Source organism: Rivularia sp. UHCC 0363, from assembly GCF_034931125.1.
Classification (GTDB): domain Bacteria; phylum Cyanobacteriota; class Cyanobacteriia; order Cyanobacteriales; family Nostocaceae; genus Rivularia.
Genome location: NZ_JAYGHM010000053.1, coordinates 40,750 through 58,299, shown reverse-complemented (window position 1 = coordinate 58,299; position 17,550 = coordinate 40,750). Strand labels below are relative to the sequence as shown.

Genomic DNA, 17,550 nt, shown 5'->3' with positions numbered 1-17,550 from the left:
CTTGAGCTTCAGTTTCTGCCGATGCTTCTTCCCCTTGAGGTTCTTCAACTGCTGCTGGAACTTCCTCTTCTACTGTTGTGGCTCCAGAAGCTGCTTCGAGAGTTATACCCTGTTCTTTAGCCAACAATTGTTCGCGGAACTTAGCAGCCATTTCTTCTGCTTTATCAAATACCGCATCCCGGTTTTTAATCATGTCACCAGGTTCGGGTTCAAGCTGCTTAGTTGAGAGAGAAATTCTTCCTCTTTCTGCATCCAAGTCAATAATCATTACCTTCAATTCATCATTGACATTGAACACGCTATGGGGTGTATCAATATGTTCGTGAGAAATCTCGGAAATGTGTAGCAAACCGCTGACACCGCCAATATCGATAAAGGCACCGTAAGGTTTGATACCGCGAACTGTACCAATTACTACTTCGCCTACTTCTAAGCGGTTCATCTTACGCTCAACCAATGCCCGACGATGAGACAATACAAGCCGGTTGCGCTCTTCGTCTACTTCTAAGAATTTTAATGGTAAGTCTTCGCCCACCAAATCTTCTTTTGGTTTACGAGTACTTATATGAGAACCGGGGATAAAGCCCCGCAATCCCTCAATCCGCACCAATGCTCCACCACGGTTAGTCGCAAATACGCCGGAACGCACGGTAGCATCCTCTGTTTGTAACTGACGTACTCGCTCCCAAGCCCGCATATACTCGATGCGACGAATAGAAAGCGTTAACTGACCTTCTTCATTCTCATCGCTAAGAATGTAAAATTCCCGTGTTTCGTTGGATTGTAATACTTCTTCCGGGTTATCGACCCGGTTAATTGACATTTCTTGTATAGGTATATATGCCGCAGTTTTAGCACCAATGTCAATCAGAGCGCCGCGTGGTTCTAAACTAAAAACTGTACCTGGGACTACATCCCCTGGGCTGAAGTGATAATCGTACTTATCAAGTAGAGCCGCAAAATCGTCGTGAGTAAACCCTATATCATTTGTTGGTTTCTGATTGACATTTACCATGCTTTATGTTTCCTGGTTTTATTCTCCGTAAAATTTTTGCCTCCTAGCGATGTATATGCAATCGCTTTGTTTTGGGAGTTCATACCTACATTCAATATCATCCTATCGCAGAAAAGCCGATTAAAACACACATCAACTTCCAGATTTTAAATTATATCAAATATTAATAAAATCAGTGTCAATAGTCAATAAAATTTTGGATTTTAGATTTTGGATTTTGGATTGAAGATCGGTAAACTCTTTACCCATTCCCCATTCCCCATTCCCAATTCCCAATTCCCCATTCCCAATTCCCCATTCCCCATTCATAAAAATAACCGCTGCAGTTTCTTGAATGTTAATCGCAGCGGTCAGATTATCAATTGATTGAAATTGAATGCCAAATGGGCATCAACTTACTTTTCCTCTTTATTTTCAATGCGAGGAGGTTCGCGGAAGGCGATCGCAAAAAATAAGGTGCCAATCGCCAGTGCCAAAATCAAAATGTATGCAACGCTTTCCATATTATTAATTCCTGCTGACTATCAGGCTGCAATCTTAGTGTACCAAGCTACAGGAAGTAATGGTCACGTAAATAAGCTAAACGATCAATTTTAGATTTATTTCGCGACCATTCTTTACACTTCTTTACTTAGAAGTAAGTAAAAACGCAGTTAAGCGGTTTCCCTTGTGCGAGTAGTTTTGTCGCCCACTTTAGCGAATCTACCCCATTCCACTTGTTCTTCAAGATCCGCGTCAACACCAGCAAATACATCTCGGTAAATTGTCCGAGAACCATGCCAGATATGACCAAAGAAGAACAGTAGTGCAAATACAGCGTGTCCGTAGGTAAACCAACCTCTGGGGCTGGTACGGAATACACCGTCAGAGTTTAAGGTTTCAGTGTCAAAGTCAAATGGTTCACCCAGTTGAGCTTTACGAGCATATTTTTTCACATCTACTGGGTCAGTAAACGTTTTACCGTTAAGGTCGCCACCGTAAAGGCTGACAGTAACACCAGTCTGCTCGAAACTGTACTTGGATTCTGCACGACGGAAGGGAATATCAGCGCGGACAACACCATCAGCGTCGGTTAAAATCACGGGGAATGTTTCAAAGAAGTTAGGAAGACGACGTACATCTAATACCCGTCCTTCACCATCTTTGAATACCGGATGTCCTAACCAAGATTGGGCTATACCGTCGCCTTTATCCATCGCACCAGTACGGAATAGACCACCTTTGGCAGGACTATTACCAACGTAGTCGTAAAAAGCTAGTTTTTCGGGAATTCTCGACCAAGCCGCTTCTAGACTTGCGCCATTGGCAACACTAGCCTGAACGCGACGGTCAATTTCCTGATGGTAATAATTTTGATCCCACTGATAGCGAGTTGGACCGAACAATTCTACTGGAGTCGTCGCGCTTCCGTACCACATGGTACCAGCAACTACGAATGCGGCAAAAAATACTGCTGCGATCGAACTAGAAAGTACGGTTTCAATGTTACCCATCCGTAAGGCTTTATAAAGTCTTTCAGGGGGTCGTACAGTCAAGTGGAACAAACCAGCCAGAATTCCGACAATACCAGCAGCAATGTGGTGAGCTACAACTCCACCAGGGTTAAACGGGTTAAAACCCGCAGGACCCCATTCCGGCGCTACTGCTTCAATGTGACCCGTTAATCCGTAAGGGTCAGAAATCCACATACCTGGGCCAAATAAGCCCGTGAGGTGGAAAGCACCAAAACCAAAGCAAAGAAGACCGGATAAGAACAGGTGAATACCAAACATTTTTGGCAAATCCAAAGCTGGTTCGCCGGTGCGCGGGTCTTGGAACAATTCCAAATCCCAATAAACCCAGTGCCAAACGGCAGCTAAGAACAATAAACCCGAAAGAACGATGTGAGCTGCGGCCACACCTTCAAACGACCAGAAACCGGGGTCAACAGCAGTACCTCCGGTAACACTCCAACCACCCCAAGATTCCGTAACACCTAAACGTGCCATGAAGGGTAGTACAAACATCCCTTGTCGCCACATTGGATTCAATACGGAGTCTGAAGGATCGAAAGTAGCTAGTTCGTACAAAGCCATCGAACCAGCCCAGCCAGCCACCAAGGCTGTATGCATTAAATGTACAGAAATAAGCCGTCCTGGATCGTTCAGAACGACTGTATGTACTCGGTACCAAGGTAGTCCCATTGACTACGCTCCTCCACGATAATTTATGTTTACAAACAAATTTTTGAGTTTTTGTTATTAGCAGACTTGGTTTTTTTGGCTAAGCGCATCTTAAATATTAAAGAAACGCATTAGTCACCATGACAGCCATCCTCGTAAGAAACCGCTTCTTAGGAGGCAGAAACTGCCATGTAAAAATGAGAATGTTTTAAAAAGTGTAACTATTCATGGAACTGTTTGCAAGAGTGTTAACAGCAGGCTTAAGACTGATATGTGGTAACAGCAATGTAGATGGGAATACTTAGATTTTTTTATTAAGATGGGTCGATGCAGCCCTTATAAGTCTTAATCTTCGGAATTTATCTCATAAAAAAGCAAAATTTAACTACTATTCTTTATTTAAGTACTATTACTTATAAAGACGTATAAAGTAGGCAATAATCTTTGCGATCGCAAAATCTTCAGGTTGAATATGTTGGAGAGCGAACTTGCAGATCAAAGCGACCGTTAAAAGAACATCAGGATTGCCTTGAGCAAAATCAAACTGATGATTGTACTCACGAAAACGATGTCATTTTACAACCGAATGAATATTTTGCAGATGACATTTAGCAAAACCATTTCCCAGACGTTCGATCACTTGTTCGGCACTAATGAGACGTTTTAACACAACTTGACCGATATTTTGAGGTGGTGTCTGTGGAGGTACAGATAATTCTGGCTGAACTTCCACAGTAACGATCGCATCTTCAACTTGATAAAGCCACATCACCTCGCTATCTTCCACCAAACAAATATTTAATCGTTGAATATCTGGTTGTCGTCGCCATGCCGTTACTTGCCACAGTCCGTCAAAAGCCCATATTCTACCAACTTTCCAACCTTCCGACAAGAAAAAATATTTCACGTTTTATATCCCATTAAGAGGTTAAAGGTCAAAGGTTCAAGGTTAAAAATCAAGCTCCGTTTATTTTTTAAAGTCGGTATTTATTTGTAACTGTATACCGTTGAACTGAGGAGGTGACTTATTTACCATTACTCGTACAGACTTTAATCAGAACCTAAGACACGAGAAAAGCTTACCAAACCTCTTGCCACTAAGTTGGTAGTTTAAGATAAATTTCGCTGCTTTTAATTTTTTTTGTGTTGAATTAGGGAATTGGGCATTGAACATTGGGAAGAGTGAGAGGAAGTATAGCGGATAGATAATTTTTAACCTCTAACCTTTAACCTCTAACCTTTGACCTTTGACCTTTGACCTTTGACCTTTGACCTTTGACCTTTGACCTTTGACCTTTGACCTTTGACCTTTGACCTTTGACCTTTGACCTAAAAAAAACGTAGAGATATTGCCCAACATATAGTAAAATATTTCACCGCTTATTTTAATTTACTAATCAGATACATACTATGAGTTTTTCCTTATCTATAAGAGGGTGGGGGCGAATTAGATTATTATTCTCCCTGTTCTGTATTTGTATTTTGTTGGTTTCTAGTTGCGCTAGCAATCAAGTTACTAATCCGTCTGCTTCTGCTTCTGGAAATGGTCGGATTACCATCGGTACTACCTTAAAACCGCGTACTCTTGACCCCGCAGATGCTTATGAGTTGGCTTCGCTGTGGTTGGTGTACAACATGAGCGATCGCCTTTACACTTACCCACCTGGAAGCACGGAAATCAAGCCGCAACTAGCCACAGCATTACCGACTGTGAGCAATGACGGGTTAATTTATACTATTCCGATACGTCAGGGTGTGGTGTATCACGACGGTACGAAGTTCGATGCTAAAGCGATGGAGTTTAGTTTGCGTCGCTTTATCGAAAACAAAGGTAAGCCATCTTTTTTACTTTCTGATGTTGTGGAATCAGTCAAAGCCACGGAAGATTATGAGTTAACTATTAAATTAAAACAACCCTTTGCTGCTTTCCCTTCATTACTGGCTTTTGCTGGGGTTCCTGCACTTTCTCCCAAAGTTTACGAAATCGGTGAAGCTAAATTTGAACCGAATAAATTTGTCGGAACTGGACCTTATAAATTAACTAAATTTGGTACCGATTCGCTGACATTTGACGTATTCGAGGAATATTGGGGAGAAAAGCCCCTTAATAAAGGCGTAAACGTCCAAATCCTCAGTAGTGGCGTAAATTTGTACAACGGTTTTCGCAAACAAGGTGTAGATGTTGCTTATCAAAGTTTAGACCCTGACCAAATTACCAGTTTGGAGAAAATGTCCAAAGAAGGTAAATGGTTAGCAATTCCCAACGAAGGTAGCGTAGTTAGTTATTTAACACTTAACCGTAACCAGAAACCCTTAGATATACCCGAAGTGAGACAGGCGATCGCCGCGATGGTTGACCGTAAATTGATCTATGACAGAGTGCTATACGGTCAAGCACAAGAAGTTTATAGTATGGTTCCGACAACCTTTGATGTTTATAAACCAGTATTTAAAGAAGAATACGGTGAAGGTGGGAATGTCGAAAAAGCGAAAGAATTACTTAAAAAAGCAGGTTTTACCAAAGAGAAGCCCGCAGTAGTAGAAGTTTGGTATCCTTCTAGTTCTGCGACTCGCAGTTTAACAGCTTTGGTTTTAGACGCTCTGGCGAAAAAAACAATGGATGGAATGCTGGTATTTGATGTAAATACCGTAGAATCTACTTCCGCTTTCAAAAATATTGGCAAAGGTTTATATCCATCATTCTTACTTGATTGGTATCCTGACTTTTTAGATGCAGATAATTACATTCAGCCATTTTTATCTTGTCAGAAAGGTTCTCCAGAGAAAGGATGTATTGAAGGAGGAAGTCAGAGCCAAGGTTCGTTTTTCTACAGTCAGCGCATGAATAAACTAATTGATCGAGAACGTGCAGAACAAGACCCTGAAAAACGCAAGAAAATCTTTGCAGAAATTCAAGAATTATTAGCTTATGAAGTACCTTACGTTCCGTTATGGCAAAGTAAAGATTATGTATTTGCCCAAAATGGAGTGAGCGGTGTGCAATTAGACCCAACCCAAATTTTGATCTATAAGAATATTAAGAAATAAGGTCAAAGGTTAAATAGTTTTGTATTTCCAACTCATAACTCCTAACTCATAACTCCTAACTCCTAACTAATTTAAATCATGTCCCGTTCAAAAGCTTTAGCGTATTATGTTACGACTCGTTTGTTGCTGGCTCCGCTGCAAGTTTTGACTATTATTACTATAGTTTTCTTATTACTAAGAGCCACACCTGGAGACCCGGTTGATGCTATTTTGGGTGGTCGTGCGCCGGAAAGTGCGAAGGAAGAATTACGTCAACAATTAGGTTTAAATTTACCTTTGTGGTTGCAATATTTTAGATATTTGGGTAAATTGCTTGTCCTCGATATGGGTGAATCTACAACTAGTCGCGGACAGAAAGTTTGGGAAATTATTTGGCAGTATTTCCCCGCAACTGTTGAATTAGCGGTGTTTGCGATTATCATTGCTCTGGTGGTTGGGATTGGAGTTGGTACTATTTCGGCTTCTCGTCCGGGTACAGCGCTTGACCTCGGAGGAAGATTATTCGGTACTATTACTTATGCTCTACCGATGTTTTGGGCAGGAATGATACTACAGTTAATTTTCGCTGTTTGGTTGGGTTGGTTTCCTTTAGGAACTCGTTTTCCGGCAAGTATCGCTTCACCGGAAGGTTTGACTGGCTTATATACGGTAGATAGTCTTTTGAGCGGTAATTTGGGTAAGTTTTTTACAGCTATACAATATTTGATCCTGCCTTGCTCTACCTTGGGAATATTGCTCAGCGGTATTTTCGAGCGGATTGTGCGGGTAAATTTACAGCGAACCATGCAGTCGGATTATGTGGAAGCAGCAAGAGCCAGAGGCATTCAAGAAAGGAAGATTTTGGTTTCCCACGCTTTGAGAAATGCTTTGATTCCGGTAATTACAGTTTTGGGATTAACGTTTGCATCTTTACTTGGTGGAGCAGTATTAACCGAAGTAACATTTTCATGGCCGGGTTTAGCGAATAGATTGTTTCAAGGAATTACCGAACGGGATTATCCTACAGTGCAGGGAATCATGATATTTTTCGGGACAATTGTTGTCGGAGCGAGTATTTTGATTGATATTTTGAATGCTTATGTCGATCCGAGGATTCGTTATTAGGTAATTGGGTAATTGGTAATTTTTTTTAAACAACTCAATCGCCCGCAGGCTAGAAGCCTGGGGCTACATTTACAAAGCCTACCTTCGTAGGCTAGATAATATCAAAATGTGTCTAATTTAGCCCACGCAGGTGGGCTTTGTTCCGATAGCCCCACTCTTCTAGAGTGAGGGTGATTGAGCGCATTAACGCATCATGTTTATATATAAAGGTAATTTTTTGTTTTTATAAAACCGATAATAAAAATTATTTTTCTGTCTAAATTATTTTTGTTTTATGAAACGCTGCCATACTTGCATTTGGTCTTTCTGACAGGAGTCAAATTTAGAGGGGAATTTTGTATTTTCATCATAATATGCACCTTAATAGTAAAGATGGCGATCGCGGTTATGAGAATTTGTCTTATTATTTCCAGTTTGTAACAATGAAATTACAAGTTATCTGCTTTTGTTTTTTCTTTTTTACGATAAAATTTTGATTCAATAAAAAGATTTACAATCCAAATCCCATAACTATATTTAATGCGGTGCGAATAGATTCCCAGTATTCTTCCTCTAATACACCAACTAAACCCAAAACGCGACGATGATCAACAGCACGAATTTGCCCCACATCAATAAAACGTTCTTTATCTAATCCATTCGCAGCACTTGCTTTAACATTGACAACGTAAGGAGCTTCTTTACTTCCTGGTCGAAAAGGCATCACAATAGTTAATAATCCATATTGATTCATGATGTCATTTTGAACTATTAGGCAAGGGCGTGTTTTTTGTGCTTCAGCCCCTACTGTTGGATCGAGTTTTACCCAACGAATTTCTCCTCGTTTATAAGTTAAGTTATTCTGGGGCATTAATCCCATCTCCGACAACAGTATCCCAAGCTGCGATTTCAGCCTGATATTCTGAGTCTTGGGCATCTTCTTGTAGAGCAGTAATCATTTGCGATTCTAAATTACGACGACGATATTCTGCTAAAAGTGCGTTTATATAGGCGCTACGATTACCTTTTGACTGAGAATCTACAAATTGCAGGATGTCATCTTCTAAGGTGATTGTAACTTTCTGCATCAGTCTTACTAAAATATATGATTTAATTATCTTACTATAATTTCTTCATCGGCTTTGTCCAGCTTTGAGAAATGCATTGATTTCGGTTATTGCCGATATATATTAATAAACTTAAATAAAATACGACCGTGGTATATTTTTAAGTAACTAAACTCAGACTATTCCCTGAATGAATAGCGACATTCCCGTAAAAATACTATTTTTAGCAGCCGATCCAAGTGATGCTTCTCGGCTGCGTTTGGGGCAGGAGTTGCGAGATATTAGAGAAAGATTGCGAATTGCTAAGGAGCGGGGAAAGTATCAGCTAGAACAGCGAGAGTCTGTCAGAGTTGCGGATATTACACAGGCAATATTTGATGTTGGACCGCAGATTATACATTTCTCTGGGCATGGTACGAGTCAAGGTGAGCTTTGCTTTGAGAATGAATTAGGTCAAATTCAACCTGTAGAACCTAATGCTTTAGCGGCAATGTTTGAGTTATTGGTAGAGCAAGTTAATTGTGTGCTATTAAATGCTTGCTATTCAGAAATTCAAGCTCATGCGATCGCACAACATATTCCCTATGTAATTGGGATGAATGATGCAATTGGAGACGGCGATATGTGATGCTGTTTCTGAAGCTGTAAATGTTCCACCTCCCGATGACGATAAGTTGCTCAAGCTTCCCGAACGTACTTTTGAAAGATATTTGAAACAGGTTGTAGAGACTTTCCATGCAACGTCTTTACGGGGTTTAATAATCGCCATTGATGAGTTTGAGAAAATCGAAGAATTGATTACAGAAGGAAAAATTCCTGAAAATTTTCTTGGTTATCTGCGGGGATTGTTGCAAATGAATTCTCAAATTGCTTTTGCTTTTGCTGGTTTGCATACTTTGGAGGAGATGACAGCAGATTATTTTCAACCTTTCTTCGCTAGCGTTATTCCCATTCATGTGGGTTTTATGGAACCTGCTGTTACCCGTCAAATTCTTGCTAATCCGATACAATTTTCAGATGATGCAACGTCTACAGAGGAAGATTTTCTTCTCGACTACAAGCCCGAAGCATTAGATAAAATCTACGAATTCACCCACGGACAACCTTATTTAGTCCAATTAATCGGCTTTGTGCTAGTTCGTCGTTACAATGACCAAGTTTTTGAATTAGGACGCAAGCGCGACTCGGTTTTCACGGTGGAAGATGTGGAAGCAGTTGTTAATAATACTGAGTTTTTTAAACGGGGACGCTACTATTTTGATGGCGTTTGGAGTCAAGCAGAGCAGGGAGCGGAAGGGCAACAAGCTATACTTCGGGTACTTGCACCGCATCCACAAGGGTTGAGTTATGAGGATGTTATCGGGGAAGTTTCTAGAGAAGGTTTTGACGAGGAAATTTTACAAGCAGCAATCAAAACTTTGCAGCGCCATGATGTAATTGAAGAGAATCAGCAACGGTTGTGTATTATTGTGGAATTATTCCGCCGTTGGTTGGTGCAGTAAATGTGTAGACATAGCAGTTTTGAACCCACGAAGGTGGGTTTTGCCTGTGTAGCTGCGGTTTCAACCGCCAGATAAAATAAATCCGCTAAATTCTCAACCCAACTCACAAATCGCTTTCAAAACCTGCAATAACTCAACCGATCGCTCAGATTCCATCAAGTTTAATAATGGCATTAACTGATATATCGGAGGATTTCCCTGCTGAATATAAACAAATTGATATTCTCTTCCGTTTGTAGTCAAACCCCAAACTGATTTTTGATGTTCTAAACATTGATATGCATAAGAGAGTAATTGCGGTAAACCAGCCGATACAGCAATTTCGCTATTCTTTGATTCAATTACCAAAACCCAAAAAGATACTTTAGCTGCGTTTAATTTCGCTTTATTAACAGCTAAAATATCTAGCCTTCCTGTAACTTTTGTATCTTCGTCTTCAATAACTATATCGGCAATATTTTCTTCTAAAGCAATTTTGATGGGAGAGCGATAAAAGCCAGCTAATCGCATTAATGGAAAGACTGTTAACGCTTTTACTAATCCTTCTAATACTTTGCTTTCTATAATGTAATTATCAAAATCTGTACGAATTTGTAAAAGTTCTTGTTGCTCAAATTCGGTTAAAGATTCGAGGGATAACAATGATGTGAATGAATCATTGTATTGCCTTTGATAATTGAAAAGACGGTGGATATCTCCTATTGATAAATTTTTACTTTGGAGAATTGCCATAATTTGAATTATTTTGGTTTGTTAAACGAGAAAGTTGCTGGAGGTAGGGTGAGGTATTATTTTGTACTTCACTCAATGGAAAACCGCTATATATTAAAGCGGGCTGTGATACCCGCTCTACAAGAATTTTACTTAACTGTAAGAACCCATAGCTTTCTGAAATGCTGGACGTTCGGAAAGTTTTTTCATATAGTTGGTTACATTTGGGTATTCGCTCAAATCTAGCTTGAGCATGATCGGAATGTAGTTGAGAATCGAACCTACAGCAACATCAGCAACAGTGAATTCTTGACCGAGTAAAAAAGGCTGTTGACCTAATATTTCATTCAAGGGATTCATTAAACGCGGTGTTTCTTTTTCTCGGGTAGCTTCTACGAAAACTCCGGGTCCCAAAGTTGCATTTGCAAACAGCGACCATTGAGAATAAATACCGCGTTCTTCTGGGGAGAGAGTTTTTTTACTATATTTATCGGCAAGATATAGTAATATTGCGCCGGATTCCCAAAGTTTGAAATCACCGTCTGTAATTGCTGGAACTTTACCCATCGGGTTAATCGCTAAGAATTCCGGTTGACGGTGTTCTCCCGCTTGCATATCCAGCTTGATGAATTCGTAGGGAATTTCTAATTCTTCTAAGTACCAGTGAACAATTGAAGCACGACTACGCGCACCACCGTAAAGTTTTAGCATGGCTATTTTAAGGATTGAGGGAAGGTTATGATTAAAGCTTATCTTTTTTTAAGTTATAAAAAGTCTTGCGCTTAGGAACCAGATCAAAATACCGTCCCATCGCTCTCTATCTGTAGAGGGGGAACACCATTTCTCAATTCTGCGGCAATTTTTCTACCTGCGCTCCAGGTTCCTCCTTGTAATACTTTTACTAAGGGTAATTCTGAAGCGTTAACATTCAGTTTTTCGCGTATTTTAACGGCGATTTTATCTAATAATATTAAAGTCAAGGCACGCCATTCTACAATAACTTCCGATCCGACTGGGTGAGAATGAGATAAAATGTCTGGATTCTTAACGTAAATAAGTTCTAAATCCAGACACAAACCACCGTTACGATATTCTGCTAATCCGGTAAGTGTGTCTAAGTTAGTAATTTCTAATCCCAATTCCTGTAGCGGTTCTAATAAAGAGTAAGTCAGCCATTGCGAGAGTTTATGAAAAGGTACTAAACCATCATCTACAACCGCGCTGTGAAACCATACATCTCCTAAGTTAACCCCGTCTAACTCGATGCGTCCCGTCCAAATGTCGCTAAATCCTTGCAAAACTGCATCAAATATAGTCGCTGCGGCAATTTGATTATGCTCTACTTTTAATAAAAGGTAATTTACTAAATTGCCCGGTCGAGGATTTTCCTTGCCAAATATATCGGGAAAAATTAGTAAAACTTCTCCTAGTTTTTGCAATAATTTTAACCTCCCGCTCAATCCTACTAAGGGATTATCCGGAGTCACCTGGAACCCCGTGACAAGATCTTCTTCCGTTAAACTTTGCAATTTTTGAGCATCAACTCGTAAAGGATTGCTGGGGTCACTGGAAAAAATGCCCTGACAAAACATCTGGTAACTAGCAACAGCTAATCCTTCCGAACGTGCAAAAGTTAATTGCGTTTCGGGTTCAATATAATGCCAATTCCCAGCACCTGCATCCAATAAAACGCTCACAATTGCTAAATCGTATTTTGCGATCGCAATTTCTACATCACTTAATTGGGCTAACTTTTCATCCAACCAAGTTAAACGGGGTACTCCGACTACAAAATGTCTCCATCTACTGTGAAAAGGAATTTGTACTGGGTATTGCGATCGCATTACCTCAATCACATAATCGGCAACATTTTCTAATTGCGTCAAATCACAACCGAAATACGGTGATTTCTGGGAAACTACATAATCGTATAGCTGTCCGCAACGTTCGCGAATTGCTAACGGCGATCGCAAATAAGCAATTTTCTCCAGCGTTGATTTTTCCATTGATTAATTCCTTAATAGATACACCTTTTTAACCAGAAATTATTTTTGTAGGGTGTGTTACTAGGCTGTTGACTTTATGAGTAATTAACCATTATTTTTTCATACAGCTTAATACAGCAGCTAACTAGTTCCCAGTCTCCGACTGGGAATTCCTGTATGTGAGGCTCTCTCTGCTTCCTCTGCTTCTTAATATACTTGAGGCAGAGCCTCCAGCCAAGCGTTCCCAGCCGGAGGCTGGGAACAAGAATGCGTTAAGGGCATGGAAGTTATTGTCTGAAGCGATATATAGTCTTGCGTTTAACACACCCTACTGCTCACTATTCCAAAGAACGTCCCTTCACGAACGATAAATCATTCGTATCAAGCACCTCAGTTTCACTGTAATAACCAGCAGCTTTCTTCGCTTCAATTTCTACCCGCGCATCATCAGGAACCAATTCTTCCGGAATCGCTACCCGTTCGATAATTTCAATTCCCGATTCAACAATGGCGTTGTATTTCATGTTACTCATTGATACCATGCGATCAATCCGAGTAATACCCAACCAATGCAGCACGTCTGGCATTAATTCCTGAAAACGCATATCTTGAACCCCTGCGACGCATTCAGTACGGTTGAAATAAGCATCAGCCGTATCTCCACCTTCTTGACGCTTGCGGGCGTTGTAAACCAAAAATTTCGTGACTTCCCCTAAAGCTCGCCCTTCTTTACGATGGTAAACAATAACACCAACTCCACCTTTTTGAGCGGTTTCTACGCAAATTTCAATCCCGTGAACTAAATAAGGACGACAGGTGCAAATATCGGAACCAAATACATCAGAGCCATTACATTCATCATGTACGCGCACGGCTACTTGTTTATCAGGATTGGTAATATCTGCAACATTGCCAATGATATATACGGTTAAACCGCCGATGGGTGGTAAAAACACTTCTAAATCGGAACGTGTCACCAATTCGGGAAACATTCCCCCAGTTTGTTCAAATAAAGCGCGGCGTAATTCTCCTTCGTTAATATTAAAACGTTTGGCGATTCCGGGTAAATACCAAACTGCATCGATCGCGGCTTTAGTTACAACCAAGTCACCACCGGACTTCATGATTTTGCCATCAATTGGCAATCGTCCTTTACGGATAGCATCCTGTAACTCCGGCATATTGATGTGTGCTTTGGTTATAGCGATGGTCGGACGGATATCGTATCCTTGTTCGTAATATGGTGCGAATACCTCTCCTACAGTTGCTCCGAAAGGGTCGAGAGAAACAATTTTATCCGGGTCAAACCAACTGGGATGAGGACCAATACGTTCCACGGGAGATGTATTAGTTAAATCGGCTCGATGGTCGGATTGTAAAGCTCCACTAGCGACAGCCAAAGCTCTATATATCGCGTAATTTCCCGAATGAGTCCCGACAACATTCCGATGCGCTTGTTTAGTTAAAGTGGCGATCGCCGGACCTCTTTCCATCCCAGATGAAGCTCCCCAGCAAATAGGAATGGGTTTGGGACCGAATTTACTAGGATGGGAAGTAAGTACAATATGCTTTGAAATACCGTTTGAAGAAGTCATAGTGATGATTTTTTTGTTATGTCTTGATCAACTATCAATAAACATTAACTTGTCAACTATCAATAGTCTATTTTTGGTATAGATAATGTAAGACAAATATAAATTTTTAGCTTCAGGATGATTATTTTTAACTCAGTACAAAAAAACCGTGTTAAAAGTTACAAAAAATTAGATAAATATTTTTAATTATGTAATTTAAAGTTAAAGATTAAAAGTAGGTAAATTACTGTATTTTCATGTAATTTTGTGCGAGATTAAACTTAAATAGATTAAATAGATACTCTGATACTCAAAAGATAAACTTTATGGATTCCTTATTTATTAACTCATTACTTGAAGACTTGAAAAACCCGGATGAGGTAGTCCGTGAAGAAGCAACTCGGAAATTGTGGCGTTTATGGTTTCAGCAGAAGGGAGTTTATGGGTTAGAAAAAATAGAAACTAGCCAAAAACTACTGGATGCAGGTAAAATTACCGAAGCAGAAGAAATGCTGACCCAGTTGATTGAAAACCAGCCCGATTTTGCCGAAGCTTGGAACCGTCGTGCTTTTCTTTACTACACAAATGGTGAGTACGAAAAGTCTTTAGCTGACACTCAAGTAGCTATAGAACTTAACCCACTACATTTTGGCGCATTTCACGGAATGGGTTTGTGTTATGCAGCTTTAGGAGAGTATGCAAGAGCAATAAACTCTTTCCAACGTGCTTTAAAAATTCAGCCTTATTCCTTAGTCAATCAAAAGTTGATTTTGGAATGTACTTTACGAATTAGTTAATGTGAAGTTAATTATTGAAACGGCAGATAGGGAGGTCTGCTGTTATCTTAGTAAGTGCTGTAGGTTTATTAGCAGGGAAATAAACCTAACATTAAATAAAATTTGATTGTTGGATTGAGAAATAAAATACAATATCCTAAAAGCTTATTTATAAATTATGTAGTACTAAAAGGTAAAAAAATCAGTATCAAAGATTTTACAAACTATCTGGAAATTTCCAAAGACATAGATTCTATTTTAAAAGTTATCTTCTACAAGTTCCCGATTGGATAATAAAATCAGTGCAATAGCTTCCTGTAAAAGAATTTTCCATATATTTAGAAAAATATAAACTAGATGATGATGCAGTAGTAGGTTGGGTTAAGCGCACGAAAAATAAGTGTTTCATACAGAAAATTAAGATTGCGCTGTAACCCAACATTTGATTATGGGTATTTTGCAATATTTAATTTTATTCATCAGCATGATGTTAGGTTACGACACGATGAATAAAGATTCTCATTAGAAATAGATTTGATTTTCATGTCTAACCCAACCGAAGAATTAAACCGTCACTCCTTCCAACTCCTCATCCGTCAACTCATACATCTCGCGTAATTTCTGCAACTTCTCGTCACTAACATCCCAAAACCCTCTTCCGTGAGCTTCCAACATTCTTCCGACAATATTCTTAAAGGCTTCTGGATTAGCTTTCCTCAACTTCTCCGCCATCTGGGCATCTAAAGCATAAGTATCCGCTGCCTGTTCGTATACCCATTTATCAGTAAAATCCGCAGTCCCACCCCAACCAATTAAAGCGGTCATTCGCTGCGATACTTCAATGACCATCGCTTCAGCCCATTTAGGATTTAATAACTTAGTCCGATACTTCATCCGCAATAAATCATCTAAATCGCGAGGAGTAGTATCATTAGAAAAACTTTCCACAAAGCTAGCTTTAACCTTCCTTTCACCTTGCTTTTCCGCAGCTTTCTTCAAACCATCCGTATTTCCGTAATATTCCTGAATATCAGTTAAACCGTATTCCACCGAATCAATTTCTTGTACAATCCGACTGGTACTTCCCAAAAGTTGATGCAACACCATACAACTTGGTCGTAGTCGAATAGTAAACTACCAAAAAACACATCAGCATCTTGAAGTGCAGTTTCCACCGTACTTGGTTTGCTGTCGATATCGCGATCGCTAAACACTCGAATATCCAAATCGGAAGCGAAGCTTGATGCTCAAATGAAATAATGATGGTGATATGTCTCCGGCTGCGCTTTTAACGCTAAAATTTCAGTTCTAGAATTATACGAACAATATTGAATTAATAAAACACAGACTTTTTCAAAGATAAAAATATAAATTTAACTAACTGTTATGTGATGAAATTGTCTTGACAACTTCTATATTCAATGTTTTAAAAGTAATGTTTAATATTTTAGGTAACTAAATGAGATTTGGAATTGATATTGGACATAATTGTCCTCCAGACACCGGAGCAAACGGCATTAAATTTGAAGATAATTTAACTTTGGATGTCGGAAATAGAGTTATGGGTAAGCTCAAAGATTTGGGACATCAAGTTATAGATTGTAAACCAGCAAAATCTGATATTGTGGGGAATTCCCTGCGACAAAGATGTGCGAAAGCAAATGAGAGCAAAGTTGATATATTTGTTTCGATACATTTTAATGCTTTTAATGGATTTGCCAACGGTACAGAAATCTTTGCTGTGAGCGATACAGCCAAAAAGATTGCTAAATCAATATTAAATGAAATTGTTCAAATGGGATTTTTCAATCGCGGGATTAAGAATGGCTCCCATCTATTTGTTTTAAGAAATATAAATATGCCTGCGATTTTACTTGAATGTTGCTTTCTTGATTCAGCAAAAGATATGAAATTGTTTGATTCCGAAGCAATGGCAAATGCGATCGTGAAAGGATTAACGGGTAAATTACCTGTTGCTCGTGTTATCTCCGTACCCGATGAATCACAAAATCCTGACGTATCTATACTAAGATTACAAAAAGCTTTAAATCGTCTCAGAATTACAGATTATAACAGTAGACCTTTAGACGAAGATAATGCGATCGGTACAGCTACAGTATCTGCAATTAATAAATTTCAGGAAATTGTTGGTATTCAACAAACAGGAATAGCCGGTGATACTACATGGGGTGCAATTAATCAAGTTTTAGCAAAACCAGTACTTAGAAAAAACCATGCTGCGGGTATAGTAATGAAATATTTACAGTACCGTGTAGGTGCCGAACCTGATGGGATATATGGCTCTTTTACAGAAGCTGCAATTCAACAATTTCAAACAACAAACGGGTTATATGCTGATGGAATTGTGGGAAATCTAACTTGGCGGAAATTAATCGGATAGTTTTAGATAGTTAGGAGTTATGAGTTATAAGTTAGAATTTAATGTTTTCTTTTGTTTTATTTTTTTCGTCTAGCTAAATAATATTAATAAAAATACCCTCAGCCTAGAAGGCTGGGGTTAATATTACAAAGCCTACCTGCGTAGGCTAAATTAGTCTCATCTTTATAAATAAACGGTATAACTCTCAACTCCTAACTCCGAACACGGATTAAATGGATGACACTGA

General features: G+C 39.4%; 19 protein-coding genes and 1 pseudogene. 6 read left to right on the top strand and 14 right to left on the bottom strand.

Annotated elements, in window-relative coordinates:
- From VB797_RS25130 to VB797_RS25105, 6 genes are all read right to left on the bottom strand, one after another.
- Positions 1-1,015, bottom strand: a 1,015-nt coding sequence (locus VB797_RS25130; protein WP_323240482.1) for a 30S ribosomal protein S1, incomplete at its 3' end; no start/stop codon positions are given.
- 156 nt (positions 1,016-1,171) lie between these two features.
- The gene (locus VB797_RS25125) at positions 1,172-1,324 is read right to left on the bottom strand and encodes a hypothetical protein (protein ID WP_323240481.1); all 153 of its coding nucleotides are present in this window, start codon (positions 1,322-1,324) and stop codon (positions 1,172-1,174) included.
- Between the two features lie 86 nt (positions 1,325-1,410).
- Entirely contained in the window at positions 1,411-1,518 is a 108-nt protein-coding gene (locus VB797_RS25120; protein ID WP_017744537.1) for a photosystem II reaction center protein T, read from the bottom strand.
- Positions 1,519-1,668: 150 nt separating this feature from the next.
- Positions 1,669-3,198, bottom strand: coding sequence for a photosystem II chlorophyll-binding protein CP47 (gene psbB, locus VB797_RS25115; protein ID WP_323240480.1), 1,530 nt, complete (start codon positions 3,196-3,198; stop codon positions 1,669-1,671).
- 550 nt (positions 3,199-3,748) lie between these two features.
- Positions 3,749-4,084: a hypothetical protein gene (locus VB797_RS25110; protein WP_323240479.1), complete on the bottom strand. Its 336-nt coding sequence runs from the start codon at positions 4,082-4,084 to the stop codon at positions 3,749-3,751.
- Positions 4,085-4,396: 312 nt separating this feature from the next.
- Positions 4,397-4,537: a hypothetical protein gene (locus VB797_RS25105; protein WP_323240478.1), complete on the bottom strand. Its 141-nt coding sequence runs from the start codon at positions 4,535-4,537 to the stop codon at positions 4,397-4,399.
- 50 nt (positions 4,538-4,587) lie between these two features.
- Here VB797_RS25105 and VB797_RS25100 point away from each other — a divergent pair, with 50 nt between their 5' ends.
- Both VB797_RS25100 and VB797_RS25095 read left to right on the top strand, forming a co-directional pair.
- A complete protein-coding gene (locus VB797_RS25100) occupies positions 4,588-6,225 on the top strand; it encodes an ABC transporter substrate-binding protein (protein WP_323240477.1) in 1,638 nt (545 codons plus the stop codon).
- Between the two features lie 78 nt (positions 6,226-6,303).
- Positions 6,304-7,329, top strand: coding sequence for an ABC transporter permease (locus tag VB797_RS25095; protein WP_323240476.1), 1,026 nt, complete (start codon positions 6,304-6,306; stop codon positions 7,327-7,329).
- Between the two features lie 490 nt (positions 7,330-7,819).
- Here the strand turns inward: VB797_RS25095 and VB797_RS25090 are convergent, their stop codons facing one another.
- Both VB797_RS25090 and VB797_RS25085 read right to left on the bottom strand, forming a co-directional pair.
- Complete coding sequence (locus tag VB797_RS25090) at positions 7,820-8,179, bottom strand: type II toxin-antitoxin system PemK/MazF family toxin (RefSeq protein WP_323240475.1); 360 nt, start codon at positions 8,177-8,179, stop codon at positions 7,820-7,822.
- The gene (locus tag VB797_RS25085) at positions 8,166-8,396 is read right to left on the bottom strand and encodes a CopG family transcriptional regulator (RefSeq protein WP_323240474.1); all 231 of its coding nucleotides are present in this window, start codon (positions 8,394-8,396) and stop codon (positions 8,166-8,168) included. The genes VB797_RS25090 and VB797_RS25085 overlap by 14 nt, the downstream gene beginning before the upstream one ends.
- 169 nt (positions 8,397-8,565) lie before the next feature.
- On the opposite strand from VB797_RS25085, the gene VB797_RS25080 reads away from it, so the two are divergent.
- Positions 8,566-9,003 (top strand): hypothetical protein, encoded by a 438-nt coding sequence (locus VB797_RS25080; protein ID WP_323240472.1) that lies wholly within the window; start codon positions 8,566-8,568, stop codon positions 9,001-9,003.
- Positions 8,975-9,877 carry an ATP-binding protein gene (locus VB797_RS25075; protein ID WP_323240470.1) on the top strand — a complete coding sequence of 301 codons (903 nt, stop codon included), beginning with the start codon at positions 8,975-8,977 and terminating at the stop codon, positions 9,875-9,877. Before VB797_RS25080 ends, VB797_RS25075 begins: the two co-directional genes overlap by 29 nt.
- A 93-nt stretch (positions 9,878-9,970) precedes the next feature.
- On the opposite strand, the gene VB797_RS25070 is transcribed toward VB797_RS25075, so the two are convergent.
- The 4 genes from VB797_RS25070 to VB797_RS25055 form a co-directional block, all read right to left on the bottom strand.
- Positions 9,971-10,609 (bottom strand): restriction endonuclease subunit R, encoded by a 639-nt coding sequence (locus VB797_RS25070; RefSeq protein ID WP_323240469.1) that lies wholly within the window; start codon positions 10,607-10,609, stop codon positions 9,971-9,973.
- 132 nt (positions 10,610-10,741) lie between these two features.
- Positions 10,742-11,299 (bottom strand): glutathione S-transferase family protein, encoded by a 558-nt coding sequence (locus tag VB797_RS25065; protein ID WP_323240468.1) that lies wholly within the window; start codon positions 11,297-11,299, stop codon positions 10,742-10,744.
- Positions 11,300-11,382: 83 nt separating this feature from the next.
- Entirely contained in the window at positions 11,383-12,594 is a 1,212-nt protein-coding gene (locus tag VB797_RS25060) for a URC4/urg3 family protein (RefSeq protein ID WP_323240467.1), read from the bottom strand.
- 317 nt (positions 12,595-12,911) lie between these two features.
- Entirely contained in the window at positions 12,912-14,168 is a 1,257-nt protein-coding gene (locus tag VB797_RS25055; RefSeq protein ID WP_323240466.1) for a GTP cyclohydrolase II, read from the bottom strand.
- A 305-nt stretch (positions 14,169-14,473) separates the two neighbouring features.
- Here VB797_RS25055 and VB797_RS25050 point away from each other — a divergent pair, with 305 nt between their 5' ends.
- Positions 14,474-14,944 (top strand): tetratricopeptide repeat protein, encoded by a 471-nt coding sequence (locus VB797_RS25050; RefSeq protein ID WP_323240465.1) that lies wholly within the window; start codon positions 14,474-14,476, stop codon positions 14,942-14,944.
- Positions 14,945-15,487: 543 nt separating this feature from the next.
- Here VB797_RS25050 and VB797_RS25045 read toward each other — a convergent pair.
- Positions 15,488-16,027 (bottom strand): annotated as a pseudogene (locus VB797_RS25045) (cobaltochelatase subunit CobN); the annotation flags it as partial.
- Positions 15,958-16,137 carry a DUF3479 domain-containing protein gene (locus VB797_RS25040; RefSeq protein WP_323240464.1) on the bottom strand — a complete coding sequence of 60 codons (180 nt, stop codon included), beginning with the start codon at positions 16,135-16,137 and terminating at the stop codon, positions 15,958-15,960. The gene VB797_RS25040 and the pseudogene VB797_RS25045, both read right to left, overlap by 70 nt.
- A gap of 245 nt (positions 16,138-16,382) precedes the next feature.
- Here VB797_RS25040 and VB797_RS25035 point away from each other — a divergent pair, with 245 nt between their 5' ends.
- On the top strand, positions 16,383-17,324 hold the full coding sequence (locus tag VB797_RS25035; RefSeq protein ID WP_323240463.1) for an N-acetylmuramoyl-L-alanine amidase: 942 nt from the start codon (positions 16,383-16,385) through the stop codon (positions 17,322-17,324).
- The last annotated feature ends 226 nt before the right edge of the window (positions 17,325-17,550 follow it).